Below are 26927 nucleotides of genomic sequence, written 5' to 3'. Positions count from 1 at the left end.
GACCCATGAAATACCAGTCGACCCGCGGCCACGAAGTGCCGCAATCGTTCTCTGAAATCCTGCTGGGCGGCCTGGCGCCGGACGGCGGCCTGTACCTGCCCGTGCAGTACCCACAGGTCACCGCCGACGAGCTGGAGGCCTGGCGCAAGCTGTCGTACGCCGACCTGGCGTTCGAGATCCTGAGCAAGTTCTGCGACGATATCCCGGCCGAGGACCTGCGCGCGCTGACGCGCAAGACCTATACCGCCGAGGTGTACTGCAACGCGCGCGCCGGCGATAACACCGCCGACATCACGCCGCTGCGCACGCTGGGCGAGGAAGGCGGCACGAAGCTGCAACTGCTGGGCCTGTCCAACGGCCCGACGCTGGCCTTCAAGGACATGGCCATGCAACTGCTCGGCAATATGTTCGAGTACGCGCTGGGCCGTGCCGGGCTGGAGCTCAACATCCTGGGCGCCACGTCCGGCGATACCGGCAGCGCTGCCGAATACGCGATGCGCGGCAAGCGCGGCATCCGCGTGTTCATGCTGAGCCCGCACCGCAAGATGAGCGCGTTCCAGACCGCGCAGATGTTCAGCCTGCAAGATCCGAACATCTTCAACCTGGCGGTGGAAGGTGTGTTCGATGATTGCCAGGACATCGTCAAGGCGGTCTCGAACGACCTCGAATACAAGGCCCGCCAGCGTATCGGTACGGTCAATTCGATCAACTGGGCGCGTGTGGTGGCCCAGGTCGTGTACTACTTCAAGGGCTGGCTGCTCGCGACCACGGGCCCAGGCCAGAAGGTGTCGTTCTGCGTGCCGTCGGGCAACTTCGGCAACGTCTGCGCCGGCCATATCGCGCGCATGATGGGTTTGCCGATCGACAAGCTCGTGGTTGCCACCAACGAGAACGACGTACTCGACGAGTTCTTCCGCACAGGCGCCTACCGTGTGCGCAAGTCGGCCGAGACTTACCATACGTCGAGCCCGAGCATGGATATCTCGAAGGCGTCGAACTTCGAACGCTTCATCTTCGACCTGCTCGGCCAGGACGCCGGCAAGCTGGCCGCGCTGTTCCGCGATGTGGACGAGAAGGGCGGCTTCGACCTGTCGGGGACGCCCGAGTACGAGCGCATCCGCGGCGAGTTTGGCTTTGTCTCGGGCCGCAGCACGCACGGGGACCGCGTGGCGACGATCCGCGACATGTCGGCGCGCTATGGCATCACGATCGATACCCATACCGCGGATGGCATCAAGGTGGCGCGTGAGCATCTCAGCGCCGACGTGCCGATGGTAGTGCTGGAAACCGCGCTGCCGGCCAAGTTTGCCGACACCATCCGTGAAGCGCTGGGCCACGAGCCCGAGCGCCCGGCGGCGTTCGAAGGCATCGAGAAGCTGCCGCAGCGCTTCGAGGTGATGGCCAACGACGCCAGCCAGGTCAAGGCCTTTATCGCTGGTCACACCGGCCTGTAAGCGGAGCGGGCGCCAATGTGGCTGCGGCGCCGCCGCATGCCTTGGCGGCGCCAACTCGCTACAATCAGGCTAGCCGTGGCCCAGTCGCGGCCCCCGGATTGCCCGCCAGGTCGAATGACCCAGTGCGACGCAATGCGCGGGCCGTTTTTCATGGGCGCCCAGAAATCACACATCCCACCATGACCCAAGCTGCAGCGTCTTCCCGCCCCCCGATGCTGACCATGGCCCAGGCGCTCGACGCCTTGCTGGCCGCCGCCCGCCCGCTGGCGCAGTTCGAGCAGGTCGATACCCTGGCCGCCAACGGCCGCGTGCTGGCCACGCCGGTCACCAGTTCCCTGCAGGTGCCGCCCGCCGACAATACGTCGATGGATGGCTACGTGATGCGTGCCGCGGACGTACCCGCAGCCGGTACACGCTTGCCGGTGTCGCAGCGTATTCCGGCCGGCCATGTCGGTACGGAACTGGCGCCGGGCACCGCCGCACGCATTTTCACCGGCGGGCTGATCCCGCCGGGCGCCGACGCGGTGGTGATGCAGGAACAGTGCGTGGCCGATGGCAATGACGTGATCGTCAACCACGTGCCGCAGTCCGGCGAGTGGATCCGCCGCGCCGGCGAGGACATCGAAGCCGGTAGTGTGATCCTGCCCGCCGGTACGCGGCTGACACCGCAGGCGTTGGGTCTGGCTGCTTCCGTGGGCCAGGCACGGCTGGAGGTGGTGCGGCGTGTACGCGTCGCAGTGTTCTTCACGGGCGACGAGCTGGCCATGCCTGGCGAGCCGCTGAAGCCGGGTGCCATCTACAACTCGAATCGCTTCACGCTGCGTGGACTGCTCGAGAACCTCGGTTGCGAAGTCAGCGACCTTGGCATCGTCCCCGATACGCTGGCTGCCACGCGAGAGACCCTGCGCAAGGCTGCGCAGGGCCACGACCTGATCATCACGTCGGGCGGTGTCTCGGTCGGCGAAGAGGACCACATCAAGCCCGCGGTCGAAGCCGAAGGGCGTCTCGACATGTGGCAGATCGCTATCAAGCCAGGCAAGCCACTGGCGTTCGGGCACGTGAACCATGGCAGCAGCGATGCGGCGTTCTTCCTTGGGCTGCCGGGCAACCCGGTGTCGAGCTTCGTCACGTTCCTGCTGTTCGTGCGGCCATTCATCCTGCGCCTGCAAGGCGTGGCCGACGTGGCGCCGCGGCGCCTGCCGCTGCGAGCGGACTTCGAACTGAAGAAGGGCGACCGCCGCAACGAGTTCCTGCGCGCGCGCATCAACGCCAATGGCGGCCTGGACCTGTTCCCGAACCAGAGTTCGGGCGTGCTGACCTCCACGGTGTGGGGCGACGGCTTGATCGACAACCCGCCCGACCGGGCGATCGCGCACGGCGATACCGTGCAGTTCATTCCGTTCGACGGCCTGCTCGCATAGTGGGCCATAAGGTGCAAGAAGTCGCGATGAACATCGAACTACGTTTCTTTGCCAGCGTGCGCGAACAACTGGGCGTTGCCGGGGAGCGCGCCGAAGTCCCGGGCGACGTGCGCACGGTAGGCGAGCTTCGCCAATGGCTGCGTGCGCGCGGTGGCGCGTGGGCGGAAGCGCTGGCGGAAGGCCGTGCGCTGCGCATGGCCGTTGACCACGCCGTGGCACGCGCTGATACGGCGATCACCGAAGGCTGCGAGGTGGCCTTCTTCCCACCGGTCACCGGAGGCTGACATGAGCGTCAGGGTACAGAGGGAGGATTTCGACCTCGGCGCCGAAGTCGCGGCGCTACGGAGCGGCCGTCCGGCCGTGGGCGCGGTGGCAAGCTTCATCGGCACGGTACGCGATATCAGCGAGGGTAGCGCCGTCAGCGCGATGGAGCTCGAGCACTATCCCGGCATGACCGAGAAGGCGCTCGCCCGCATCGAAGCCGCTGCCTGCGCGCGCTGGGAGCTACTGGGCGTGACGATTATCCACCGCGTCGGGCCGCTGCTGCCGCTGGACCAGATCGTACTGGTGGCGGTCGCCTCCGCGCATCGCGGCAATGCGTTTGCGGCGTGCGAATTCATCATGGACTACCTCAAGTCCGAAGCGCCGTTCTGGAAGAAGGAAGAGACGCCGGAAGGTGCGCGCTGGGTCGACGCCCGCGTGACCGACGAGGCGGCCCTGAAGCGTTGGGGGATTCCGTCCTTCAACGCGAGCGGCACTGAAGCCGACAGCGACGGCGAGGCCTGATGGGGCCGCTCGGATTCGTTGCGGTCGGCATCGGCGCTGCGGTCGGCGCGTGGCTGCGCTGGGGGTTATCGGTCATGTGGAACGCCCTGAACCCGGCCTTGCCGTACGGCACGCTGGCCGCCAACCTGCTCGGCGGATACCTGATCGGGCTAGCCGTGGGCTTTTTCGATACTCATCCCGGGTTACCGCCGGAATGGCGGCTGCTGGCCATCACGGGCTTCCTCGGCGGCCTGACGACGTTCTCCACCTTTTCCAGCGAAGCGCTGGCCAACCTGATATCAGGTGACTACGGCTGGGCCTTGCTGCATCTGCTCAGCCACCTTGGCGGCTCGTTGCTGTTCGCCGCGCTGGGCCTCTGGACGTACCGCCTGCTGGCCTGAAGGCCGTATCGGCAGCCGCGCCCGTCGGCTCGCTCGCGCGGCGTGATACGGGAAAGCCATGAATTGACATCGGCCGCCGAGGCCTCATACGATGAAACATGAATCAGTCATCATGTTTCGCAGGGCCGCTCCGGGCAGAGGAGGCCGGACGGCGGGCAGGGCGCGGGACACAGCTTGCACACACAGAGGGCGCCCGAGCGCCACAGTGGAGACACGATGTCCCAGACCGACTCCGGCAGGACTGAATCCGCCAGGACTGAATCCGGCATCTGCCCGCCCAAGACCCCGCGCGGGCAGAAAACCCGCGAGTCCCTGCTGCGTGCCGCCGAGAAGGTGTTCGGCGAGAAAGGCTACTACGTCGCATCGATTTCCGAGATCACGCAGGAAGCCAAGGTGGCCATGGGCACCTTCTACCTGTACTTCAAGGACAAGGAAGATGTCTTCCGCGCGCTGGTCCAGCACATGCTCGAGCTGCTGCGCACCCACCTGCGCAAGCACGTGGCGCCGGCCACCAGCCAGATCGAGGCCGAACGGCTGGGCCTGAAGGCGTTCCTGTCCTTCGTTTCCCGACACAAGAACCTCTACCGGATCGTGCTCGATTCGTATTCGGTGGACGAGACCATCTACAGCGGCTACTTCCAGGTCTTTGCCGATCTCTACAGCCGGCGCCTGAGCCGTGCGGCAGAGCAGGGCGAGTTCCGACCCGGCGACGCCGAGGTGCGCGCCTGGTGCCTGATCGGCATCAGCAATTTCCTGGGTATGCGCTATGCGCTGTGGAAACGGCCGGCATCGATGGAGAAGGTGGTCGATGCCGCGTTCGACATGATCACGCACGGGCTGCAAGCGCGGTGATGGCTGGCGGCGGCCGAGATACCGAAGCGACAAGAAAAAGAGGAGACAACCATGCAACGCAGAACGATCGCCATACATGCCCTGGCGCTGGCCGCCGGCTTGCTCGCCAGTGCGGGCGTGCTTGCCAAGGACATCCGCATTGCCCACGTCTACGACAAGACCGGCGCGCTGGAAGCCTATGCCAAGCAGACCCAGACTGGACTCATGATGGGCCTGGAGTACGCCACGAACGGCACCATGACCGTCAACGGCAACAAGCTCGTGGTGATCGAGAAGGACACCCAGGGCAAGCCCGATGTGGCGAAGGCCCAGCTCGCGGCTGCCTACAGCGATGACCGCGCCGATATCGCGCTGGGGCCGACGTCGTCCGGCACCGCGCTGGCCATGCTGCCCGTGGCGGAGGAATACAAGAAGATCCTGCTGGTCGAGCCCGCCGTCGCCGATTCCATTACTGGGGATAAGTGGAACCGCTACATCTTCCGCACCGGTCGCAACTCGTCGCAGGATGCCATCTCCAACGCGGTGGCACTGGACAAGCCCGGCGTGCAGATCGCCACGCTGGCGCAGGACTACGCCTTCGGCCGTGATGGCGTGAAGGCGTTCAAGGGCGCGCTGAAGAACGCGAAGATTGTCCATGAGGAATACCTGCCGACCAACACCACCGACTTCACCGCCGGTGCGCAGCGGCTGTTCGATTCGCTCAAGGACAAGCCCGGCCGCAAGGTGATCTTCATCATCTGGGCCGGTGCGGGCAACCCGTTCAAGATCGCGGACCTCGACCCGAAACGCTACGGCATCGAGATTGCCTCGGGCGGCAACATCCTGCCGGCCATGACCAGCTACAAGAATTTCCCGGGCATGGAAGGCGCGACGTACTACTACTTCGGCATTCCGAAGAACAAGGCCAACGAATGGCTGGTGTCGAACCACTACAGCAAGTTCAAGTCGCCGCCTGATTTCTTTACGGCTGGCGGCATGTCGGCCGGCATCGCGCTGGTGGAAGCGCTGAAGAAGACGGGCGGCGACACCAACACCGAAAAGCTGATCTCGACAATGGAAGGCATGGCGTTCGAAACGCCCAAGGGCCGGATGGTCTTCCGCAAGGAAGACCACCAGGCGATGCAGTCCATGTACCACTTCAAGATCAAGGTAGACCCGGCGTTCGCCTGGGGCGTGCCCGAGTTGGTCCGCGAGATCAAGCCCGAAGAAATGAACGTACCGATCCGCAACCGGCGCTGACGGACGTGGCGGCCACTGCGGCAACGCCGCCGATGCTGGAAACGCGCGATCTGACCATCCGCTTCGGCGGCCATGTGGCCGTCAATGCGGTGTCGTGCGCGTTCCGGCCCGGCGAGCTGACGTGTATCGTGGGTCCCAACGGCGCGGGCAAGACGACCTACTTCAACCTGATCTCGGGACAGCTGCCTGCCATGGCAGGGCAGATCCTGCTGGACGGGGAGGACGTGACTCGCCTGCCGGTCTCGCTCAAGGCGCGCCGCGGCATCGGGCGCGCGTTCCAGCTGACCAGCCTGTTCCCGAACCTGCCGGTGCTGGAAAACGTGCGCCTGGCCGTGCAGGCGCGCCAGCAGCGCGGCATCGACCTGCTGTCGATGTGGACCAGCCACCGCGGCGTGCGCGCGCAGGCGGAGGCTTGCCTGGAACGCGTGGCGCTGGCCGACAAGCGGCACCTGCCGGTGGCCGCGCTGCCGCATGGCGACCAGCGCAAGCTCGAGGTTGGCATCTTGCTGGCGCTGCAGCCGCGTATCTTCATGTTCGACGAGCCGACGGCCGGCATGAGCGTGGACGAGGTGCCGGTGATCCTGGATCTGATCCGCGAAATCCGGCAGGACCGCAGCAAGACCGTGCTGCTCGTCGAACATAAGATGGACGTGGTGCGCTCGCTGGCCGACCGCATCATCGTGCTGCACAACGGCACGCTGATGGCGGACGGCGACCCGGCGGAGGTGATTGCGTCGCCGATCGTGCAGCAGGCGTATCTGGGCGTGGCCGAAACCGGCATGGAGGCAAGCCATGCGTGAACAACATGACCACGCCAGCGCAAGCCCGATCCTGCGTCTGCGCGATGTGCAGACCCATATCGGCCCGTATCACATCCTGCATGGCGTGAGCTTCGACGTGCCGCGCGGCGGTGTGACCATGCTGCTGGGGCGCAACGGCGCGGGCAAGACCACGACGCTGCGCACGATCATGGGCCTGTGGCGCGCCAGTGCGGGCACGGTGGCGTTTGATGGTGGCGACATCACCGGACACGGCACGCCGGCCATCGCGCAGGCTGGCATTGCTTACGTGCCCGAGAACATGGGCGTGTTTTCCGATCTGACAGTGGCCGAGAACATGAGGCTGGCCGCGCGTAGCGGCGCCATCGACGAGCGGCGGCTGGACTGGGTCTTCCGCATGTTCCCAGCGCTAAAGACGTTCTGGCACCAGCGCGCCGGGGTCCTGTCGGGCGGCCAGAAGCAGATGCTGTCGGTGGCACGCGCCATCATCGAACCGCGCAAGCTGCTGATTGTTGATGAACCGACCAAGGGACTGGCGCCGGCCATCATCCAGAACATGATCGCCGTGTTCCGCGAACTGAAGCAGACCGAGGTGTCGATCCTGCTGGTCGAGCAGAATTTCCATATGGCAAAGTCGGTGGGCGATACGGTGGCCGTGATGGATGACGGGCGTATCGTGCACACCGGCACGATGGCGGCGCTGGCGCAGGATGAAACGCTGCAGCAGCGCCTGCTTGGGTTGTCGCTGGCAGCGCACCAGTAAGGACGCACGCAGTTCGAGGATTTGCTGGCCTTTCCCGCACGCGCGGGAAGCGAGTACACGATCAGCAGGACGAGACACATGACAACTTCAACCACGTTGCCCTCGGCAGGCGCGGCATCGCTGCCGAAAGTCCGGCGTGACTGGACGCCGCTGGCCCTGGTGCCGCTGCTGATGCTGCTGGCATTCCCGCTCGTGGGCAGCGGTTCGACCTGGCTGACGCTGACCATTGCCGGACTGGCCATGGGCATGATCATCTTCGTGGTCTCGTCGGGCCTGACGCTCGTGTTCGGCCTGATGGACGTGCTCAATTTCGGCCATGGCGCCTTCATTGCGCTGGGCGCCTATGTGGCGGCATCGGTGCTGTTGCCGCTGTCGGGCTGGGTCCAGGCCGACAGCCTCGCGCTGAACCTCGCGGTGTTCGCGCTGGCGGTGTTCGCCGCCATGGCGGCGGCCGGGGCGGTGGGGCTGTTCTTCGAGCGCGTGGTGGTGCGCCCGGTCTACGGCCAGCACCTGAAGCAGATCCTGATCACCATGGGCGGCATGATCGTGGCCGAGCAGTTGATCAGGGCCATCTGGGGGCCGGAAACCATCGCACTCGAGGTGCCAGCGGCGTTCCGCGGCGCGGTGCTGCTCGGCGATGCCGCGATCGAGAAGTACCGGCTAGTCGCCATGGTACTCGGGCTGGTGGTCTTCATCGCCATGCTGCTGCTGCTCAACCGCACGCGTATCGGCCTGCTGATCCGGGCCGGTGTGGAAAACCGCGAGATGGTGGAAGCGCTGGGCTATCGCGTGCGGCGCCTGTTCATCGGCGTGTTCGTGGCCGGGGCCGCGCTGGCGGGCATGGGCGGCGTGCTGTGGGGCCTGTACCAGCAGAACATCACGGCGGCGATCGGCGCGCAGGTCAATGTGCTGATCTTCATCGTCATTATCATCGGCGGACTGGGCTCCACCACCGGTTGCTTTGTCGGCGCTGTGCTGGTGGGGCTGATGGCTAACTACACAGGCTTCCTGTTCCCCAAGGTGGCTCTGTTCTCGAACATCCTGCTGATGATGCTGATCCTGCTGTGGCGGCCGCAAGGGCTGTTTGCGGCGGCCAGGCGCTGAGAGGAGACGCGACATGATCCGACTGCTTTCGGGCGACCTGCCGCGCAGCCGCTTGCTGGGCGCGATGCTGGTGCTGATCGTGCTGGCCCTGGCCTGTGCGCCGTTCGTGTTTCCGGGCGCCCGCGCGCTCAACATGGCGGCCAAGATCTGCATCTTCGTGGTGCTGGTGGGCAGCTATGACCTGCTGCTTGGCTATACCGGCATCGTGTCGTTTGCCCACACCATGTTCTTCGGCATCGGCGGCTACGGCGTGGCGATTGCCATGTCGCGCATGGAGCCGGGGTGGGGCGCGCTGCTGGCGGGAACCGTGGCGGCGCTGGCGGTGTCGGCCGTGCTGGCGTTCCTGATCGGCCTGTTCTCGCTGCGCGTGCGGGCCATCTTCTTTGCCATGATCACGCTGGCCGTGGCCACGGCCTTTGCCACGCTGATCTCGCAGCTGTCAGAATGGACCGGCGGCGAGGACGGCCTGACCTTCAAGGTGCCGGAGGCCTTGCGCCCCGGCTTTTCGCTTGGGGACGCCGAATGGTTCGGCGCGCCGCTCAATGGCAAGCTGCTGAGCTACTACCTGGTCTTTGCCGGCGCCGTGCTGCTGTTCCTGCTGTTGCTGCGCATCGTCAACTCGCCGTTCGGCCGGGTATTGCAGGCCATCCGCGAGAACGATTTCCGCGCCGAGGCGATCGGCTACCGGACCGTGGTCTACCGCACAGTCTCCACGGTACTGTCTGCCATATTCGCGACCATGGCTGGTGTATTGATGGCGATCTGGCTGCGGTACAACGGGCCGGACACCTCGCTGTCGTTCGAGATCATGGTCGATATCCTGCTGATTGTCGTGATCGGCGGCATGGGCACGCTCTATGGCGCGGTCATCGGCACGACGCTGTTCCTCCTGGCGCAGACCTACCTGCAGGATGTGATGAAGCTCGCGAGCGATGCTACGGTGTCCGTGCCCTTACTTGCCGGACTGTTGCACCCGGACCGCTGGCTGCTGTGGCTGGGGCTGCTGTTCATCCTCAGCGTCTATTATTTTCCGCAGGGCGTGGTGGGACGGCTGCGCGGCGCCGCTTCGTCGCGCGATGCCTCATCCTGAACCGGCGCACGGAGATGGTATGCCAAGTATGTGATTGGCTGCACCAGAACGCCCGGCACTAAAGCACAAGCTGCGCACGCGGTTTTCGGGTCACGGACAAGCGGTGTGAGACCAGGCAGTTTGCAGTTCGATAGTCTTACCGGCAGGAGCGGAACGTCAGCAAACCTCGGCAAAACAGGAGGCGTCCCATGCACCATGACAACTTTCGTCGCCTTGGCAACGCAGCATTCGCGGCAGCGGCGGCACTGCTGGCCGTTGCCTGCGGGGGCGGCGACAGCAGCGACGGCAACACCAACCCGAACATCAAGCCGGCCAACATCGGCACGGTGACGATCCAGGCCTACGATGGCGCGACCGATGACCTGCTGACGGCCGGGCTCGGCAAGGACGGGTTGGCGAGCGCCACGGCGCCTGTCCCCGCGAGCCCGAACAGCCCGACCGCGGCCGAGTTGCGCCGCTATGCGATCTACACCAACTACCGCGCTATCGTGGACACCACGGCCGGCGGCGGCTTTGGCTCGCTCTACGGGCCCAATGTGGATGCGCAGGGCAATGTCACCACCGGGCAGGGCAAGATCGCTGGTGTGGAGTATCTGGCCTTCTCCGACGATGGCAGCGGGCAGGAAAACGTGACCATGCTGGTCCAGATCCCGAACACGTTCAACCAGAGCAAGCCGTGCATGATTACCGCGACGTCTTCCGGCTCGCGTGGCGTGTATGGCGCCATTGCCGTGGGCGAGTGGGGACTCAAGCGCGGCTGCGCGGTGGCCTATACCGACAAGGGCACCGGCGCCGCGCCGCACGATCTCGACACCGACACCGTGCCGCTGATCGACGGCACGCGCACGACGCGTAGCGCAGCCGGTACCAACGCCCAGTTCGCCGCGAGACCCGGCATCCTGTCGCTCGCTGATTTCACGGCGCAGGTGCCGCATCGCCTGGCTTTCAAGCACGCGCATTCCCAGCGAAACCCCGAAAAGGACTGGGGCAAGTTCACGCTGCAGGCGATCGAGTTCGGCATCTGGGCCATCAATGACCGCTTCGGCACAGTCGCCTCCAACGGCGTGCGCCAGCGCACGCTGGCCAAGAGCAAGATCGTCGTGATTGCGTCGAGCGTATCCAATGGCGGCGGCGCGGCGGTTGCCGCGGCCGAGCAGGATACCGATGGGCTGATTGATGGTGTGGCCGTGGCCGAGCCCAACCTGAACCTGCCGCCGAATGCCAGCATCCTCGTCAAGCGTGGCAGCAAGCCGGTCAATGCGTCGGGTCGTTTGCTGTACGACTACATCACCACGGCCAACTTGCTGCAGCTATGCGCATCCCAGGCGACCGCGCTGGTCAATGCCCCGGCGTTTGCCACCAACCAGTTCTATATCTCCCGCTGCCAGACACTTGTGGACAACAAGTTGATTTCCGGCACGACGGTGAGTGACCAGGCGGCGAGTGCACTCGACCAGCTACATCTGGCTGGCTGGGAGCCGGAATCGGATGCACTCCATCCGTCGTTGTCGCTATTCGATACGGCGGCCTCGATTGCCGTGACCTACGCCAATTCGTACGCCAGGGCCAGCGTGACCGACCGGCTGTGCGGCTACAGTTTCGCCGCCACGCTGGCTGACTTCAAGCCGGCGGCGATCGCGCCGTCCGTGCTGGCATCGATGTTCGCTACCGGTAACGGCGTACCGCCGACCAGTACCGTACAACTGATCAATGACCGGGATCTGCAGCATGGGCCGTTCATGAACGGCCAGTCGGTGTCGGCTTCCAATAACCGGGCCGATGCCAACTTCGACGGGGCCAAGTGCCTGCGCGACCTGCTGACTGGCACCGATTCGCAGGCGCAGGCGCTGCAGTCGGGCGTGTCGCAGATTCAGCGCTCGGGCAACCTGCACGGCAAGCCAGCGCTGATCGTGCACGGCCGCAGCGACGGCCTGCTGCCCGTGAATCACACCTCGCGGCCGTATCTCGGATTCAACCGGCAGCAGGAAGGTGCGGCCAGCAAGCTGTCGTATATCGAAGTCGAGAACGCCCAGCATTTCGATGCTTTCATTGGGGCCGTGTCGGGGTACAGCAACCGTTACGTGCCGCTGCACCTGTACCTGATCCGTGCGCTCGATGCCGTCTATGACAACCTCACGACCGGCAAGGCGCTGCCGCCGTCGCAGGTAGTGCGCACCATTCCGCGTGGCGGCGCCACCAATACGACGACCGCGCCGACGCTGCTGCCGGTCAACGTGCCACCGATCTCGGCAAGTCCGGATGCTGCCAATCAGATCGCGGCCAGCACTGGCTCTGTCGATGTGCCTGATTGATGCGTGCCGGGGTCCGTACCGAATGCGACTGCGAGGTCGGTGCGGCCGGTGACTTGCACGTCATCTGGCGACGTTCCCGGTGTAGTGGAGGGAAAGGCTCATTCCGGGGCGGAATCCTCTCTGGAAACAAGGGAAGACTTACGCTAGACAGCGACGTCCCGTGCCGCTCGTTTGGCGTATCGCATCCCGCACTCGCAGACATTTCAAGATTGCTCCGGCGTGGCCTTGAAATGTCAAGTCAAAGCCTTATCTTTCGGAAAGACATCCAGTGTCCGGCGGGGCGAGCTTCCTAGCATCAGGACACTCACTGAGAGAGGGAATCCTATGCGTCTTGACAAACTGACTACCCGGTTCCAGGAAGCGCTGGCTGATGCGCAAAGCCTGGCACTGGCCAATGACAACCAATACATCGAACCGCAGCACCTGCTGCGTGCGCTGATTGCGCAGAACGACGGCGCAGCCAAGGCGCTGCTGCAGCGCGCCGGCGTCAACGTGAACGGCTTGCAGACCGCGCTGGATGCGGCCATCAAGCGTCTGCCGCAAGTGCAGGGCACCAGCGAGGTCCAGGTGGGCCGCGATCTGGTCAATCTGCTTAACGCCGCCGAGAAAGAATCCATCAAGCGCGGCGACCAGTTCATCGCCAGCGAGCTGTTCCTGCTTGCCGTGTCGGAAGACAAAGGCGAGGCCGGGCGCATTGCGCGCGAGAACGGGCTGAACCGCAAGCCATTGGAAGCGGCCATCCAGGCCGTGCGCGGCGGCGATGCCGTCAATAGCGCCGACGCCGAAACGCAGCGTGAGGCGCTCAAGAAGTACACCATCGACCTGACCGAGCGCGCTCGAATGGGCAAGCTCGACCCGGTGATCGGCCGCGACGACGAGATTCGACGTGCGATTCAGATCCTGCAGCGCCGCACCAAGAACAACCCGGTCCTGATCGGCGAGCCGGGCGTGGGCAAGACCGCGATCGTCGAAGGCCTCGCGCAGCGCATCGTCAACGGCGAAGTGCCCGAAAGCCTGAAGAACAAGCGCGTGCTGGTGCTCGACATGGCCGGCCTGCTGGCTGGCGCCAAGTACCGCGGCGAGTTCGAGGAACGCCTGAAGGCCGTGCTGAACGATGTGGCCAAGGATGAAGGCCAGACCATCGTCTTTATCGACGAGATCCACACCATGGTCGGCGCCGGCAAGGCTGAAGGCGCGATCGACGCGGGCAACATGCTCAAGCCGGCGCTGGCGCGCGGCGAGCTGCACTGCATCGGCGCGACCACGCTGGACGAGTACCGCAAGTACATCGAAAAGGACGCCGCGCTCGAGCGCCGTTTCCAGAAAGTGCTGGTCGATGAGCCGAGCGTGGAGGCGACCATCGCCATCCTGCGCGGCTTGCAGGAAAAGTATGAGCTGCACCATGGCGTTGAAATCACCGACCCGGCCATCGTCGCTGCGGCGGAGCTGTCGCATCGCTATATCACCGACCGCTTCCTGCCCGACAAGGCCATCGACCTGATCGACGAGGCGGCTGCGCGCATCAAGATGGAAATCGACTCCAAGCCGGAGGCGATGGACAAGCTCGAGCGCCGCACCATCCAGCTCAAGATCGAACGCGAGGCGGTCAAGAAAGAGACCGACGAAGCGTCGCTCAAGCGCCTGGACCTGATCGAGCAGGAGATCACGCGCCTGGAAAAGGAGTATGCGGATCTCGACGAGATCTGGAAGGCCGAAAAGGGCGCCGCTCAGGGTACGGCTGCGCTGAAGGAAGAGATCGAGAAGGTCAAGCTGGAGATCGCCAAGCTGCAGCGCGAAGGCAAGCTCGACAAGGTGGCGGAACTGCAGTACGGCAAGCTGCCGGGCCTGGAGGGCAAACTCAAGGCTGCGACCGACGCCGAAGCGAGCGAGCAGAAGCAGCCCAACAAGCTGTTGCGCACGCAAGTCGGTGCCGAGGAAATCGCCGAAGTGGTGAGCCGCGCGACGGGCATCCCGGTATCGAAGATGATGCAGGGCGAGCGCGAGAAGCTGCTCAAGATGGAAGACCGACTGCACAACCGCGTGGTGGGCCAGGACGAAGCCGTGCGGCTGGTGTCCGATGCCATCCGCCGTTCGCGTGCGGGCCTCGCGGACGAGAACAAGCCGTATGGCTCGTTCCTGTTCCTGGGACCGACCGGTGTCGGCAAGACCGAACTGTGCAAGGCCCTGGCCGAGTTCCTGTTCGATTCGGAAGAGCACCTGATCCGCATCGACATGAGCGAGTTCATGGAGAAGCACAGCGTGAGCCGCCTGATCGGCGCGCCGCCGGGATATGTCGGATATGAAGAGGGTGGTTACCTGACCGAAGCCGTGCGCCGCAAGCCGTACAGCGTGGTGCTGCTCGACGAAGTCGAGAAGGCACACCCGGACGTTTTCAACGTGCTGCTGCAGGTGCTGGACGATGGCCGCCTGACCGATGGCCAGGGACGTACGGTGGACTTCAAGAACACCGTGATCGTGATGACGTCCAACCTCGGTTCGCAGATCATCCAGTCGATGGTGGGCGAGCCGCAGGAAGCGGTGAAGGGCGCGGTATGGCAGGAGGTGCGCACGCATTTCCGGCCCGAGTTCCTGAACCGGATCGACGAAGTCGTGGTGTTCCACGCACTCGACCAGAAGAACATCGAGTCGATCGCGCGCATCCAGCTGCAACGCCTGCAGGGTCGCCTGGCCCGCATGGACATGACGCTGGAGGTCAGCGAACTGGCGCTGGAGAAGATCGCGAGCGCGGGTTACGACCCGGTGTTCGGGGCCCGTCCGCTCAAGCGGGCGATCCAGCAGCAGATCGAAAACCCGGTGGCACGTGCCATCCTGGAAGGAAAGTTTGCTGCGAAGGATGTGGTGCCGGTGGACTATGCCGATGGGGCGTTTGTGATCGGTGGAGTTGCCCAGTAAGCGCGAAGCCTGACAGCAATGTCGCCTTCATGTGCTTGCCAAAAACCCGCCGCAGTGATGCGGCGGGTTTTTTGTTGTCCCGGGCTTACCAGTTGAACCGCACGCCAAGCTTGCCGTCCCAGGCCTGCCGCGTGCCATCGAATCCGCGCTGGTATCCGGCACTGGCGTAGGCGAACAGGTTGCGCCGGAACTCTGCGCTGAAACCGGCCTTGAGTTCGCTCCAGCCGCCCGACAGATCTGCCTGGAACGGGATGAACCCCGATGCAGTGGAAAACGCCGTGAGCGGATCGCCAAGAAATTCATACCACGCCGATACACGTGCCCACACGGTGAACTGGCGCGGCTGGACAGCTTCGTCGTCTTGCCATGTTCTGGCGATTCGTGCGCCGACACGGCCCGCCAGCGAGCGGACGTTGTCGAAGTGCACGGTGGCGCCCGCATCCGACGAGTCGTCGAGCTTCACCCACTGGTACAGCAGTTGCGATTGCGGTTCCAGCACCCAGCCCTGGCCCAAGGCAAACGGATAGCCTGCTTCGATGGATGAGGCAAGCCCGACGCCATGGGTGGTCAGTTCGGGCAGGCCGCGGTTCGAGCTTGCGCGCACGTTGTACCAGGTGCCCTGAATCACGCCGTCCAAGTACCAGTCCTGCAGGCCGTAGTGGGTCCAGTAGCTGCCGACCGTGTAGCCGTCGAAGCGGTTGGTGCCGGCACGCACGCCGGTGAAGTGATCGACATCCATGCCCGCGTAGCCAATGGCGCCATAGACGCCGGCGTGGTCGCGGCGTCCGTCGTCATGCGTGTGGCGCAGCAGGTCTGCGCCGATTTGCATGCCGGCGAAGCGATAGTCGTAGCTCGGTGTCTTGCCGTAGATGCCACGCTGGCCGCCATCGCGATTGCCCTGCATGCCGATGACGCGGCTCCAGCCAGCGCTGGGCACCGGCTCGCCTGAAAGGTCGCTGCGGTTGCGCAGCACGGCCTGCTCGCCCATGCGTTCATGCAGCGTGTCCATCAGCGAGCGGCCGTACTGAAGCGCCAGCGGTGCGATGGCGGTATAGAGCGAGACTTCAGGCCGGTAGTTGGGAATCGGCCGTACAGGACCAGGAGGTGCGGGCGATGGCTTCGGCGCAGGGCAGGGCGGGGACGGCGCTCCCGCGCCCGAACAGTCGAGTGTCGAGCGCAGGTACCAGCTCTGCGGCGCGCTCGCGTCGGTGCTGCCGCGCTGCAGCGTGTACTCGTACGGGCCTGCGACCACGGGGCCGGCCAGCGCAAAGGCATGCGGTTCACTGGCGTGGGCGTCGATGACGAGTATGCCGTTGCCGGTCGTGGTGGCGCCGGGGCCACCGGCATTGCGTATGCGCAGCGCCGTGGTGCCGGATGCCATGTCTGCGACCTGCAGGCGATCGGACGGTGATTCGTCGATGCCCAGTCGGGTATTGAGCGTCAGATTGCCGGACTGGCCGGTGTAGCTACGCGTGGCGAGCAGGTGAAAGCCATCACCGAAGACGATGGCCCCGCTGTTGGTCAGCGTGCCGACGGTGCTGTCGGCAGTGACGGTCCACTGGCTTTGCTGTACGCCAAGCGTGCGTGCGCCGGTGACGGCCCCTGTCAGCACTGTTCTGTTGGTCAACGTGATATCTGCAATGTTGCCGCCGGCGGCATCGGCAACGATGTCACCGTTCAGCGTGGCGCGGTCGGCTGCCAGGGTGAGCCGTGCCGCCTGGCCGTTCATCGACATGACTTCGGCCACGCGTCCTGTGCCGGCGCGCAGGATGGCCCCGTTCCGCACGGTCAGATCCATATTGCTGCCCGCTACCTGGGCGGTTGATTGCGCCGTATCGACAAGGCCGCCGTCGATCAGCACGGTAACAGGCGCATTGGCGTCGGCAGCATAGCTGTAGAGGCCAGCGCCGCTGCCGGTGCTGCGTAGGGTCACGTTGTACAGGTCGAGCCGTGCGCCGTTGGCGAGCTCGGCCCCATGGGCCTGCTGACCCGACGTGTTGACCGTCACATTGCGCGCGACCATGCTGGCGCCCTCATGGACAGACAACCCATGGCTGCCTGGGCCAGTCGTGGTGATGGTGCTATCGGCCAGCGTGATGGCGCCGTGCTGCGTCGCGAGCGCGCCAAGGGCGGATGGGCCTTCGGTGCGGACCTGCGCGTTCTGCGCCGTCAGGCTGGAGCCATCGGCGTACACATACAGGCCATGGCTGCCGCGGCCCGCTGTCGTAATGGCACTGTTGCCACGCAGGTTCAGCACGCCGCCGTTGCGAGCGATGGCTGCCGGGGCGTCGGCGCCGTTGGTGCGGATCGTGAAGTTGCCAGCGCCGTTCACGCCGAGAATTCCGCGTGAACCCGCATCGGTCGCAAACAGGCCCGGCGCCGAATCGCCGTGCGTGGTGATGGTGGTGGTGCCTTCCAGGTCGATGACGCCGCCGCCCTGAATCGCCGCGCCTGCCGCGCGCGCGCCGCTGGTCGTGAGGTCAGAGTCCGTCAGCCGGATGGCGCCGCCGAAGTCTTCGAACGCCGCGTGCGATTGCTCGCCCGAGGTCACGATCGTGGCTTGCGCGGTGATGTATTGCGAGCCGAAGCTCTGCACGCCGTAGGAATTCTTGCCGCTTGTCATCACGGAATTGCCGGGCACGGTGAGCGTGATCTTGCCTTGGCTTTGCGCGAAGATGCCCGTTGCGTCGTTGCCGGCGGTGAACAGCTTGAGCGGGCCGGTGGCCGTCACGATGCCGCCGTCTTGCGCAGTCACCGCAGCCTGGTAATCGCCCCGGCCGGTATCGATGGTGCCACCGGCAAGCGTCAGCTCGCACGCATTGGCAACGGCCTTGCCGCCTTGCCATGGCGAACATTCGGCCGCTTCGGCCTCGGGGACTCCGGGCATGGCACCGAAGATAAGCAACGCCAGGGAAGATCTCGCGAGCATAAGCGGGCGCGCCGGGCGGCACGTTATGAAAACCGAAAGGGACACTAACGGCAGCAAACGGCGTACGCAATTGCAGTTTTTTGAGCGCCCGATAAAGTGTTTTGCGATGCAGCAAAGTACTGAACGGTTTGTGATGCGGGCGGCGCAACCCGGCGCGGCGAACCGAAAAATCCATGCGACCCGACGCAATGAGCCCGGCTTGACCTTGATCAATCCGGAATCGAGGCTGTCCCGATACCATTGGTTCTGTCATGGAGATGCGGGGGCGCTCTTCATGACTTGTCTACCCGTTTCCGAATGGAAACTTGGCCCGCACCGGTCATACGGTGCGGGCGTTTTCTTTTGGGCGTGCGCTTTTGGTGTCCGATTGACCAGGGGAGCCACCCTGCGTCACCCTCCACCGGCATGTGCATATTTCCGCGCGATCTTATGCGGAAAACACGCAAGGATCGGCGAAACCATTCGTTCCGTTCAGATAGGCCCCTCGGTAGTCTTGCTCCTGACATAAGCCCGACCACACATGGCGGGCAAGCCAATGAGGCGCCTCCGGCGCCAGTCACGAGACCTGACGGGAGCAACAAGATGATCCGCAAGCTGGCCATTGGCCTGGCCGCATTTGCCGCTATCGGCGCCGCGCAGACGGCGACGGCAACCAATCTGCTGAACGTTTCGTATGATCCGACGCGCGAACTGTACGTGGACGTGAACGCCGCGTTTGCCAAGGCCTGGAAGGCGCAGGGCGGCGATACCGTGACAGTACGCCAGTCGCACGGCGGCTCGGGCAAGCAGGCCCGCTCCGTGATTGACGGCCTTGATGCCGATGTGGTTACGCTGGCGCTCGGCTACGACATCGACGCGATTGCCGAGAAAGGCCTGATCAAGCCCGACTGGCAGAAGCGCTTGCCGCACAACGCCTCGCCGTACACCTCGACCATCGTGTTCCTGGTGCGCAAAGGTAACCCGAAAGGCATCAAGGACTGGAACGACCTGGTGAAGCCAGGCGTGCAGGTCATCACGCCCAATCCCAAGACTTCGGGCGGCGCGCGCTGGAACTACCTGGCCGCATGGGGCTATGCGCAGCGACAGCCGGGCGGCAATGACGCCAAGGCGCGCGAATTTGTTGGCGAACTGCTCAAGCACGTGCCCGTGCTCGATTCCGGCGCGCGCGGCGCGACCACGACCTTTGTCGAGCGCGGCCTTGGCGACGTGCTGATCGCATGGGAAAACGAAGCGATCCTGGCGATCAAGGAACTCGGTCCGGACAAGTTTGACATCGTCGCGCCGTCGGTCTCGATCCTGGCCGAGCCGCCCGTCGCGGTGGTCGACAAGGTGGTCGACAAGAAGGGCACGCGCAAGGTGGCCGAAGCCTACCTGCAGTTCCTGTACACCGATGAAGGCCAGGAAATCGCTGCCAAGAACTACTACCGTCCGATTTCAGCGAAGGTGGCCGCCAAGTACGCGGCAAACTTCCCGAAGGTGAAGCTGTTCACCATCGATGAAGCTTTCGGCGGCTGGCAGAAGGCGCAGAAGACCCACTTTGCCGATGGCGGTTCGTTCGACCAGATCTACCAGCCCGGCAAGAAGCAATAGTCATCCAGAAGACGGACGGGCCGGCCCCAAGGTTTCGGGCGACCGGCACCGTCCCGCCAACCAGAAGAAGGAAGCCCCGATGTCGATCCTTACGCTGTCCTGCAGTCCCTCGGGGCTATCGCCCTCTGCTTCGCTGCCCCGGCGCTCCACGCAGGCCGCGGCGACACAGCGATGTCCCGCCTGAGCTGATTCGTAGTCCCGCCGGCCACCCGTACTGACGTACCGACACCGGGCCGGCGCCTCCACCGCAATCACGTTGTCATGCCGCCTGCAGAGCAGGCCGGCAGGGCGGATTGCGGACCGCATTCGGCCACAACCATCCATGCAGACAGATTGCCGGACCAGCGCCGGCTGAGGAAGCCATCCATGATATCGTCCAGCTTGTCGCCGGTTGCCGGCGAATCGATCCATTCCCGCCATCCGCAAATCGGCAGCCAGCGCCGCCGCCGCATTCTGGCCGCCGCGCTAGTGCTGGCGACCGGCCTGGCCTACGGCGTGTTGCCCGGCCGCGCCGAGGCGCAATCGAAGAACGTCGATCCGAAGGTGCTGCGCATCGGCTACCAGAAGTACGGCACGCTGACGCTGCTGAAAGCGCGCGGCACCTTGGAGAAGCGCCTGGCGCCGCAGGGCATCACGGTCAAGTGGACGGAATTCCCGGCCGGGCCGCAACTGCTGGAAGGCCTCAACGTGGGCGCGATCGACTTCGGCACGGTCGGCGAAGCGCCGCCGATCTTCGCGCAGGCCGCCGGCGCGCAACTCGCGTATATCGGCAACGAGCCGCCGGCGCCCACTGCCGAGGCCATCGTCGTGCCGAAGGACTCGGCCATCAAGAGCGTCGCCGACCTGCGCGGCAAGCGCGTGGCGCTGAACAAGGGCTCGAACGTGCATTACCTGCTTGTGCGCCAGCTCGAGAAGGCCGGCATTCCCTTCAGCGACATCCAGCCGGTCTACCTGCCACCAGCAGACGCGCGTGCCGCATTCGAACGCGGCGCGGTCGATGCGTGGGTGATCTGGGACCCGTTCCTGGCCGCCGCGGAAAAGCAGCTCGGCGCGCGCGTGGTGGCCGATGGACGCGGCGCCGACGGCAAGAACGTGGTCAGCAATCACCAGTTTTATCTCGCGTCGCGTCCCTATGCGCAAGCCAGGCCCGAGATCGTCAAGCTGCTGCTCGATGAACTCGCGTCGCTCGGCGCGTGGGCAGAGAAGAACCCGAAGGACGCGTCGGCCGTGCTGACCGGCGAACTCGGACTCGACCCCGCCGTGCTCGACCTGGCCGTCTCGCGCTTTTCGTATGGCGCGCGGCCGGTGAGTGCTGACGTGCTGGCTGAGCAGCAACGCATTGCCGACGTCTTTCACTCGCTCAAGCTGATCCCGAAGCCGATCAAGGTCTCGGACGCAAGCTGGCAGCAGGCGCGGCGCTGACGCAAATCCTGCTGGACGACCACAACGATAACGAGGTACCGCATGCAAGTATTCTGGTTTATCCCGACCCACGGCGACAGCCGCTACCTGGGTACGTCCGAAGGCGCGCGCGAGGTTGGCATCGACTACCTGAAACAGGTAGCCGTTGCCGCCGACACGCTGGGCTACGAGGGCGTGCTGATTCCGACGGGACGTTCGTGCGAAGACCCGTGGGTGGTGGCATCGGCGCTCGCTGCCGTGACGCAGAAGCTGCGCTTCCTCGTGGCCGTACGCCCGGGGCTGATGACGCCGACGCTGGCCGCGCGCATGGCCGCGACGTTCGACCGCATTTCAGGCGGACGGCTGCTGGTCAACCTGGTGACGGGTGGCGATGTGGCCGAACTCGAGGGCGATGGCCTGTTTCTCGACCACGCCGCACGCTACGAAGCGTCGTCCGAGTTCATCCGCATCTGGCGCGACGTGCTCGCGGCCAGCCATGACAGCGGCGAGATCAGCTTCAAAGGGCGCCACCTGAGGGTGAAGGGCGCGCGCGTGCTGTACCCGCCGTTGCAACGCCCCCATCCGCCGGTGTACTTCGGCGGTTCTTCTGCCGCTGCACACGAGCTGGCGGGCGAGCAGGTCGATACCTACCTGACCTGGGGCGAGCCGCCGGCCGATGTCGCGCTGAAGCTGGCCGACGTGCGCAAGCATGCCGAGCGCCACGGCCGCACGGTGAAGTTCGGCATCCGCCTGCACGTGATCGTGCGCGAGACCGAGGCCGCTGCCTGGGCCGCGGCGGACGATCTCATCAGCCGCCTCGACGACGAGACCGTGGCGCGCGCGCAGGCCGTGTTTGCCAAGATGGATTCCGAAGGCCAGCGCCGCATGGCTGCCCTGCATGCGGGCGGCAGCAAGCGCACGCGCGAAGCGCTGGAAATCAGCCCCAACCTGTGGGCCGGCGTGGGCCTGGTGCGTGGCGGCGCGGGCACGGCGCTGGTCGGCGATCCGCATCAGGTGGCTGCGCGCATCCGCGAATACTCGGAGCTGGGTATCGACACGTTCGTGCTGTCCGGCTATCCGCATCTCGAAGAGGCGTATCGCTTCGCGGAACTGGTGTTCCCGCTGCTGCCGCTGGCCGTGCGCAACAAGCTGCCCGGGCAGGTCCTGTCGGGTCCATTCGGGGAAGTCATGGCGACCGGCATCGTGCCGCGCGCCTCGCAGAGCTGAGGAGGCTGCCATGTCCGCTTCCTTGACAGTGCCACGGCGCGAGTGGCGCTCCGTCGCGCGCGCGCTGGCGCCGTGGGTGGTGCCAGCGTTGCTGATCATCGTCTGGCAGGCTGCCTCGCAAGGCGGTTGGCTGTCGACGCGTGTCCTGCCCGCGCCGCTCGCCGTGGTGGAGGCGGCGTGGGGCCTCGCGCGTTCCGGCGAGTTGTGGGAGCACGTTTGGGTCAGCACGTGGCGCGCGCTGGTTGGGTTCGCCATCGGTGGCGGCCTCGGGCTGCTGCTGGGGCTGCTCACTGGCACGTTCCGCAGCGCGGCCACGCTGCTAGACAGCACGCTGCAGATGGTGCGCAATATCCCGCCGCTCGCGCTGATCCCGCTCGTGATCCTCTGGTTCGGCATCGACGAGACCGCCAAGCTGTTCCTGGTCGCGCTGGGCGTGTTTTTCCCGGTGTACCTGAACACGTTCCACGGCATCCGTGCCGTCGATCCGGGTCTGATCGAGATGGCGCGCAGCTACGGGCTGTCGGGCTGGCCCCTGTACCGCGAGGTGATCCTGCCCGGCGCGCTGCCGAACATTCTCGTAGGCGTGCGTTTCTCCCTGGGCCTGATGTGGGTGATCCTGATCGTGGCCGAAACTATCTCCGCGCAATCGGGCATCGGCTACATGACCATGAACGCACGCGAGTTCCTGCAGACCGATGTGGTGCTCGTGGGCATCCTGCTCTATGCGCTGCTCGGCAAGCTGGCCGATGTGCTGTCTCGCGGGCTCGAACGAATCTGGCTGCGCTGGCATCCCGGCTATCAGGCTGCATAAGGAGAACGCGACATGCAAAGCAATCCCGTGGAACAGGCCGCGCTCGCTTATGCCGGTACGCGGCTGAAGCAGACGGATGCGCCGCTCAGTGCCGAAACGCAGCCTGGTGGTGTCGCGCTGCACGTGCAGCAGGTCATCAAGCGCTATGACGGGCGTGAGGTGCTGCACCGTATCGAACTCACAACGGCACCGGGCGAATTCGTCGCCATCGTGGGCCGCAGCGGCTGCGGCAAGAGCACCTTGCTACGGCTGGTGGCAGGGCTCGAATGCGCGGACGAAGGCGCCATCACGCTCGACGCACAACCGGCACGTACGCTGCAGCAGGACATCCGCGTGATGTTCCAGGACTCGCGCCTGCTGCCGTGGAAACGCGTGCTGGAGAACGTAGCGCTGGGCCTGCCGCGCGAACGCCGCGAAGAGGCCGCGGCGGTGCTCGCGCAGGTTGGCCTCAGGGATCGCGCGGATGCGTGGCCGGCGCGGCTCTCCGGCGGGCAGCGCCAGCGCGTGGCACTGGCGCGCGCGCTGGTGCACCACCCGCGCCTGCTGCTGCTCGACGAACCGCTCGGTGCGCTGGATGCGCTCACGCGCATCGAGATGCAAGGGCTGATCGAATCGCTGTGGCGACGCTTAGGCTTTACCGCGCTGCTCGTGACGCACGACGTGTCCGAGGCCGTGGCACTGGCCGACCGCATCGTGCTGATCGAAGACGGCCACATTGCGATGGATGAGCGCGTGGCGCTTCCACGGCCCCGGCAACATGGCTCGGCCGCGTTCGCGCAGATTGAGGAACGGGTGCTGCGGCGGGTCATGCAGCACACGCCGGATGCGGAGGGCGTTTCGCAATCAGAGCCGGAAGCCACCGCGGACTGGTCGCTCGTGCGCACGGTGGAGTCGGTGCGCTTCGCGGTGTAACGCATTCGGAACCCGCGCATCGTCATTACACAATCTTCATACGCCTTCACCAAAGGAGCTTCTATCATGAGCATTCAGGCGATCAACGTACGCAACCAGTTCCGCGGCAAGGTTGCCGCCATCATCGAAGGCCCGGTGGTTTCCGAAGTGGACGTGGAAACGCCAGCCGGCATCGTCACCTCGGTCATCACCACGCGCTCGATCCGCGACCTCGACCTCACGCTGGGCAGCGAAGTCGTTGCGCTGGTCAAGGCCACCGAAGTGTCCATTGCCAAGCTGTAAAGTGCCGCGGGCTGTGTACGCACGGCCTGCAGCTTGACTGTCCAACAGGAACAAAGGCGCCGGGAGGCGCGAAAGGAAACACAGGCATGGCCATCGCAGGCGCGAACGCACCCGAAGCCACGTGGGGCGCCCTGGAGCGCTATCTTGAAACGCTGCCGCGGCAGCCGCTGGCCGACCGCCAGCTTTGGCGCGACGCGCGTGGCCAGGTGCAGGGCCAGTTCTTCAACTGTTCGCTCACGAGCGCATTCGAGCCGCTGGTGACGCTGGCCGACCGCGAGGTCGTTGCACACGAAGGGGCGATCCACACGTATGCAGAGGACGGTGTCGGCCTTGCCGCCTGGAAGCTGTTTGCAATGGCCGCCGATGACGCTACGCTGGTGTCGCTGGACCGTCTGTCGCGCCTCGTGCATGCCATCAATTACTTTGCCGCGGACGGCGCCCACAAGCTGGTGCTCAATGTGCACAACCGCCTGCTGGCGGCAGTGGCCGATGACCATGGCTCCGCATTCCGGCGCGCGCTGCAGTCGCTGGGCCTGCCCGTCGATCGCTTCGTGATCCAGGTGCCCGCCAGCGCCAATGACGACTTGCCGCTGCTGCTGCATGTAGTGGGCAACTATCGCCGCAATGGCTTTGCCGTGAGCCTGCAGGCGTCCGATCCGGCCGAGGCCGGCGCGTTGATGGCGCACGCCTTGCCCGACTGGCTCAAACTGGATATGCGCCGTACATGGACCGACCGCCAGCTTGCCGGGCTGGGCGCGAGCGCGGCCAACGCCGGCGTCACGCTGATTGGCCGGCGGCTGCAGGACGCATCGAGCGTGGAGCGCCTGCAGGCGGCAGGTATCGGGCTGGGGCAGGGCGCGTTTGCGGGCGGGCTGATGACGCCTGCGTCGCTGCGGCCTGCACGGACATTGAGCGAGGAGGTGGCATGACGGAGATTAGCAAGCCGGTTCCGCGCCTGGAAATCCCCAGGCACCTGCAAGTGCTCACGGTGCCGGGCCTGCACGGCAGCGGTCCGGGGCACTGGCAAAGCCGCTGGGAGCAGCGCTTCCCCGGCTGGCAGCGCATCGAGCAGCATGACTGGTCGCGTCCGAGCCTGCCGTTGTGGGCGGAACGCGTGTCAGAAGGCGTCATGCGCGCGCAACGCGTGGCATCGCGCGGCGCGGTGCTGGTCGCGCACAGCTTCGGGTGTCTGGCCACGCTGCGGCAGGCAGCGCTCGATCCGGCGGGCATCGCCGGCGCGCTGCTGGTGGCGCCCGCGGATCCAGACAAATTCGCTGTCGCGCATCTGTTGCCCGCTTACAGGCTGCCATTCCCAACCATTCTGATTGCGAGCCGCAACGATCCGTGGATGCCGCAACGCACGGCCTTCAGCTGGGGGACGCTTTGGGGCAGCGAGCTGATCGATGCGGGCAGCCTCGGTCACATCAATGCAGATTCCGGCCTGGGGGAGTGGGGCGAAGGTCTGGGTTTGCTTGGCACGCTGGTGCAGCGGATCAACTTTGCAGGTAGCGCCGAAGCCACAGGTGACCAGGCAGCTCCTTGGGAAGCTGGCGTGGAAGTCGCTTCTACGGTCCCATATATCTAAATCGTCTAAGAAAATTCGCAAAGATTCGTTCTGTTTATAAGGCGGCATCTGCAGAATTTGTCTCGTAGGGCCGGTGCTTTATGCGCCGGTTTCATAAGGACCCGCGCCACGTCGCGGGGCCGATCACCAACGAGACGACATGCCACCGACCATTTCCCTGGCGGACACGCCCCCACCGGCCGCCCCCGATTCGCGTGCCAGCCGCAGCGCGCCGGGCCGTAACAGCCGCCAGCGCTTTACGGTATTGCCAGGCTTTGGCCTGTCCCTCGGTTTCACGATTTTCTATCTCACGCTGATCGTGCTGGTCCCGCTGTCGGCCACGTTCCTGAAGACGTTCACGATGACGTGGGAGGCCTTTTGGACGACGGTGATGGCGCCACGCGTGGTCGCCTCGTATCAACTGAGCTTTGGTGCTTCGCTGATCGCCGCCATCATCAATACGGTCTTCGGGCTGGTGGTCGCGTGGGTGCTGGTGCGCTACCGCTTTCCGGGCAAGCGCCTGATCGATGCGCTGGTGGACCTGCCGTTCGCGCTGCCCACGGCCGTGGCTGGTATTGCGCTGACGGCATTGTTCGCGGGCAATGGCTGGATTGGCCGCTATCTGGAGCCGCTAGGCATCAAGGTGGCCTTCACCCCGCTGGGCGTGGTGGTGGCGCTGACTTTCATTGGCCTGCCGTTCGTCGTACGCACGGTGCAGCCGGTGCTCGAAGACGTCGAGCAGGAGCTCGAAGAAGCCGCGGCCAGCCTCGGTGCCACGCGTCTGCAGACCTTTATCCGCGTGATCCTGCCCGCCATCCTGCCCGCGCTGCTGACTGGCTTTGCGCTGTCGTTTGCACGGGCCACCGGCGAGTACGGCTCAGTGGTGTTCATCTCCGGCAACATGCCAATGGTCTCGGAAATTGCGCCGCTGATGATCTATTCGAAGCTCGAGCAATACGACTACGCCGGCGCCACCGCCGTGGCCGTGGTGATGCTGGTGATTTCCTTCGGGCTGCTGCTCGTGATCAACCTGCTGCAGGCCTGGACGCGCCGCCACCAGTCGGGCGCGCATAGCGGCCTGGCACTCGAAGCGCCCGCCACGGACAAGGAGCACTGAC

The 26927-nt window shown here is 65.2% G+C and carries 23 protein-coding genes; 22 read left to right on the top strand and 1 reads right to left on the bottom strand.

The genetic code is table 11. From position 1 onward, the window contains the following. The first annotated feature begins 5 nt into the window (after window positions 1–5). From thrC to clpB, 13 genes are all read left to right on the top strand, one after another. Window positions 6–1454, top strand: coding sequence for a threonine synthase (thrC, locus tag K2O51_RS22730; protein ID WP_011298154.1), 1449 nt, complete (start codon window positions 6–8; stop codon window positions 1452–1454). A gap of 179 nt (window positions 1455–1633) precedes the next feature. Next, entirely contained in the window at window positions 1634–2875 is a 1242-nt protein-coding gene (locus K2O51_RS22725) for a molybdopterin molybdotransferase MoeA (protein WP_011298153.1), read from the top strand. A 26-nt stretch (window positions 2876–2901) separates the two neighbouring features. Further along, complete coding sequence (gene moaD / locus K2O51_RS22720) at window positions 2902–3159, top strand: molybdopterin converting factor subunit 1 (RefSeq protein ID WP_011298152.1); 258 nt, start codon at window positions 2902–2904, stop codon at window positions 3157–3159. 1 nt (window position 3160) lies between these two features. Next, complete coding sequence (gene moaE / locus K2O51_RS22715; protein WP_011298151.1) at window positions 3161–3661, top strand: molybdopterin synthase catalytic subunit MoaE; 501 nt, start codon at window positions 3161–3163, stop codon at window positions 3659–3661. Beyond that, window positions 3661–4041: a fluoride efflux transporter CrcB gene (crcB, locus tag K2O51_RS22710; protein ID WP_011298150.1), complete on the top strand. Its 381-nt coding sequence runs from the start codon at window positions 3661–3663 to the stop codon at window positions 4039–4041. The genes moaE and crcB overlap by 1 nt, the downstream gene beginning before the upstream one ends. Window positions 4042–4257: 216 nt before the next feature. Continuing rightward, the gene (locus K2O51_RS22705; protein ID WP_011298149.1) at window positions 4258–4893 is read left to right on the top strand and encodes a TetR/AcrR family transcriptional regulator; all 636 of its coding nucleotides are present in this window, start codon (window positions 4258–4260) and stop codon (window positions 4891–4893) included. 51 nt (window positions 4894–4944) lie between these two features. Next, window positions 4945–6132, top strand: a complete 1188-nt coding sequence (locus K2O51_RS22700; protein ID WP_011298148.1) for a substrate-binding domain-containing protein — start codon at window positions 4945–4947, stop codon at window positions 6130–6132. A gap of 32 nt (window positions 6133–6164) precedes the next feature. Further along, complete coding sequence (locus K2O51_RS22695; protein ID WP_011298147.1) at window positions 6165–6932, top strand: ABC transporter ATP-binding protein; 768 nt, start codon at window positions 6165–6167, stop codon at window positions 6930–6932. Further along, window positions 6925–7674 carry an ABC transporter ATP-binding protein gene (locus K2O51_RS22690; RefSeq protein WP_011298146.1) on the top strand — a complete coding sequence of 250 codons (750 nt, stop codon included), beginning with the start codon at window positions 6925–6927 and terminating at the stop codon, window positions 7672–7674. The genes K2O51_RS22695 and K2O51_RS22690 overlap by 8 nt, the downstream gene beginning before the upstream one ends. A 78-nt stretch (window positions 7675–7752) precedes the next feature. Further along, window positions 7753–8778 carry a branched-chain amino acid ABC transporter permease gene (locus K2O51_RS22685; protein WP_220630753.1) on the top strand — a complete coding sequence of 342 codons (1026 nt, stop codon included), beginning with the start codon at window positions 7753–7755 and terminating at the stop codon, window positions 8776–8778. A gap of 13 nt (window positions 8779–8791) precedes the next feature. Continuing rightward, window positions 8792–9868: a branched-chain amino acid ABC transporter permease gene (locus K2O51_RS22680; protein ID WP_011298144.1), complete on the top strand. Its 1077-nt coding sequence runs from the start codon at window positions 8792–8794 to the stop codon at window positions 9866–9868. Window positions 9869–10056: 188 nt separating this feature from the next. Beyond that, window positions 10057–12180: a D-(-)-3-hydroxybutyrate oligomer hydrolase gene (locus tag K2O51_RS22675; RefSeq protein WP_011298143.1), complete on the top strand. Its 2124-nt coding sequence runs from the start codon at window positions 10057–10059 to the stop codon at window positions 12178–12180. Between the two features lie 324 nt (window positions 12181–12504). Further along, the gene (clpB, locus tag K2O51_RS22670; RefSeq protein WP_011298142.1) at window positions 12505–15093 is read left to right on the top strand and encodes an ATP-dependent chaperone ClpB; all 2589 of its coding nucleotides are present in this window, start codon (window positions 12505–12507) and stop codon (window positions 15091–15093) included. Between the two features lie 85 nt (window positions 15094–15178). On the opposite strand, the gene K2O51_RS22665 is transcribed toward clpB, so the two are convergent. Then, window positions 15179–17980, bottom strand: coding sequence for an autotransporter family protein (locus K2O51_RS22665; RefSeq protein WP_220630752.1), 2802 nt, complete (start codon window positions 17978–17980; stop codon window positions 15179–15181). A 624-nt stretch (window positions 17981–18604) separates the two neighbouring features. Between K2O51_RS22665 and K2O51_RS22660 the strand changes: the two genes are divergently transcribed. The 9 genes from K2O51_RS22660 (at window position 18605) to cysT (ending at window position 26926) form a co-directional block, all read left to right on the top strand. Next, window positions 18605–19612 carry a sulfate ABC transporter substrate-binding protein gene (locus K2O51_RS22660; protein ID WP_011298140.1) on the top strand — a complete coding sequence of 336 codons (1008 nt, stop codon included), beginning with the start codon at window positions 18605–18607 and terminating at the stop codon, window positions 19610–19612. Window positions 19613–19978: 366 nt separating this feature from the next. After that, on the top strand, window positions 19979–21034 hold the full coding sequence (locus K2O51_RS22655) for a sulfonate ABC transporter substrate-binding protein (RefSeq protein WP_245001868.1): 1056 nt from the start codon (window positions 19979–19981) through the stop codon (window positions 21032–21034). Window positions 21035–21076: 42 nt separating this feature from the next. Further along, complete coding sequence (gene ssuD / locus K2O51_RS22650) at window positions 21077–22240, top strand: FMNH2-dependent alkanesulfonate monooxygenase (RefSeq protein WP_011298138.1); 1164 nt, start codon at window positions 21077–21079, stop codon at window positions 22238–22240. Between the two features lie 10 nt (window positions 22241–22250). After that, window positions 22251–23051: an aliphatic sulfonate ABC transporter permease SsuC gene (ssuC, locus tag K2O51_RS22645; RefSeq protein ID WP_220630751.1), complete on the top strand. Its 801-nt coding sequence runs from the start codon at window positions 22251–22253 to the stop codon at window positions 23049–23051. Between the two features lie 12 nt (window positions 23052–23063). Next, complete coding sequence (locus tag K2O51_RS22640; protein WP_220630750.1) at window positions 23064–23963, top strand: ATP-binding cassette domain-containing protein; 900 nt, start codon at window positions 23064–23066, stop codon at window positions 23961–23963. Between the two features lie 66 nt (window positions 23964–24029). Further along, on the top strand, window positions 24030–24245 hold the full coding sequence (locus tag K2O51_RS22635) for a TOBE domain-containing protein (RefSeq protein WP_140949694.1): 216 nt from the start codon (window positions 24030–24032) through the stop codon (window positions 24243–24245). Between the two features lie 86 nt (window positions 24246–24331). Next, the gene (locus tag K2O51_RS22630; RefSeq protein ID WP_011298134.1) at window positions 24332–25174 is read left to right on the top strand and encodes an EAL domain-containing protein; all 843 of its coding nucleotides are present in this window, start codon (window positions 24332–24334) and stop codon (window positions 25172–25174) included. After that, window positions 25171–25830, top strand: a complete 660-nt coding sequence (locus tag K2O51_RS22625) for an RBBP9/YdeN family alpha/beta hydrolase (protein WP_220630749.1) — start codon at window positions 25171–25173, stop codon at window positions 25828–25830. The genes K2O51_RS22630 and K2O51_RS22625 overlap by 4 nt, the downstream gene beginning before the upstream one ends. A 139-nt stretch (window positions 25831–25969) precedes the next feature. Next, window positions 25970–26926: a sulfate ABC transporter permease subunit CysT gene (gene cysT, locus K2O51_RS22620; protein WP_220630748.1), complete on the top strand. Its 957-nt coding sequence runs from the start codon at window positions 25970–25972 to the stop codon at window positions 26924–26926. Window position 26927 lies beyond the last annotated feature (1 nt).

It is taken from the genome of Cupriavidus pinatubonensis (genome assembly GCF_019602855.1).
Taxonomy (GTDB): Bacteria; Pseudomonadota; Gammaproteobacteria; order Burkholderiales; family Burkholderiaceae; genus Cupriavidus; species Cupriavidus pinatubonensis.
This window is presented reverse-complemented; position numbering and strand designations above follow the sequence as displayed.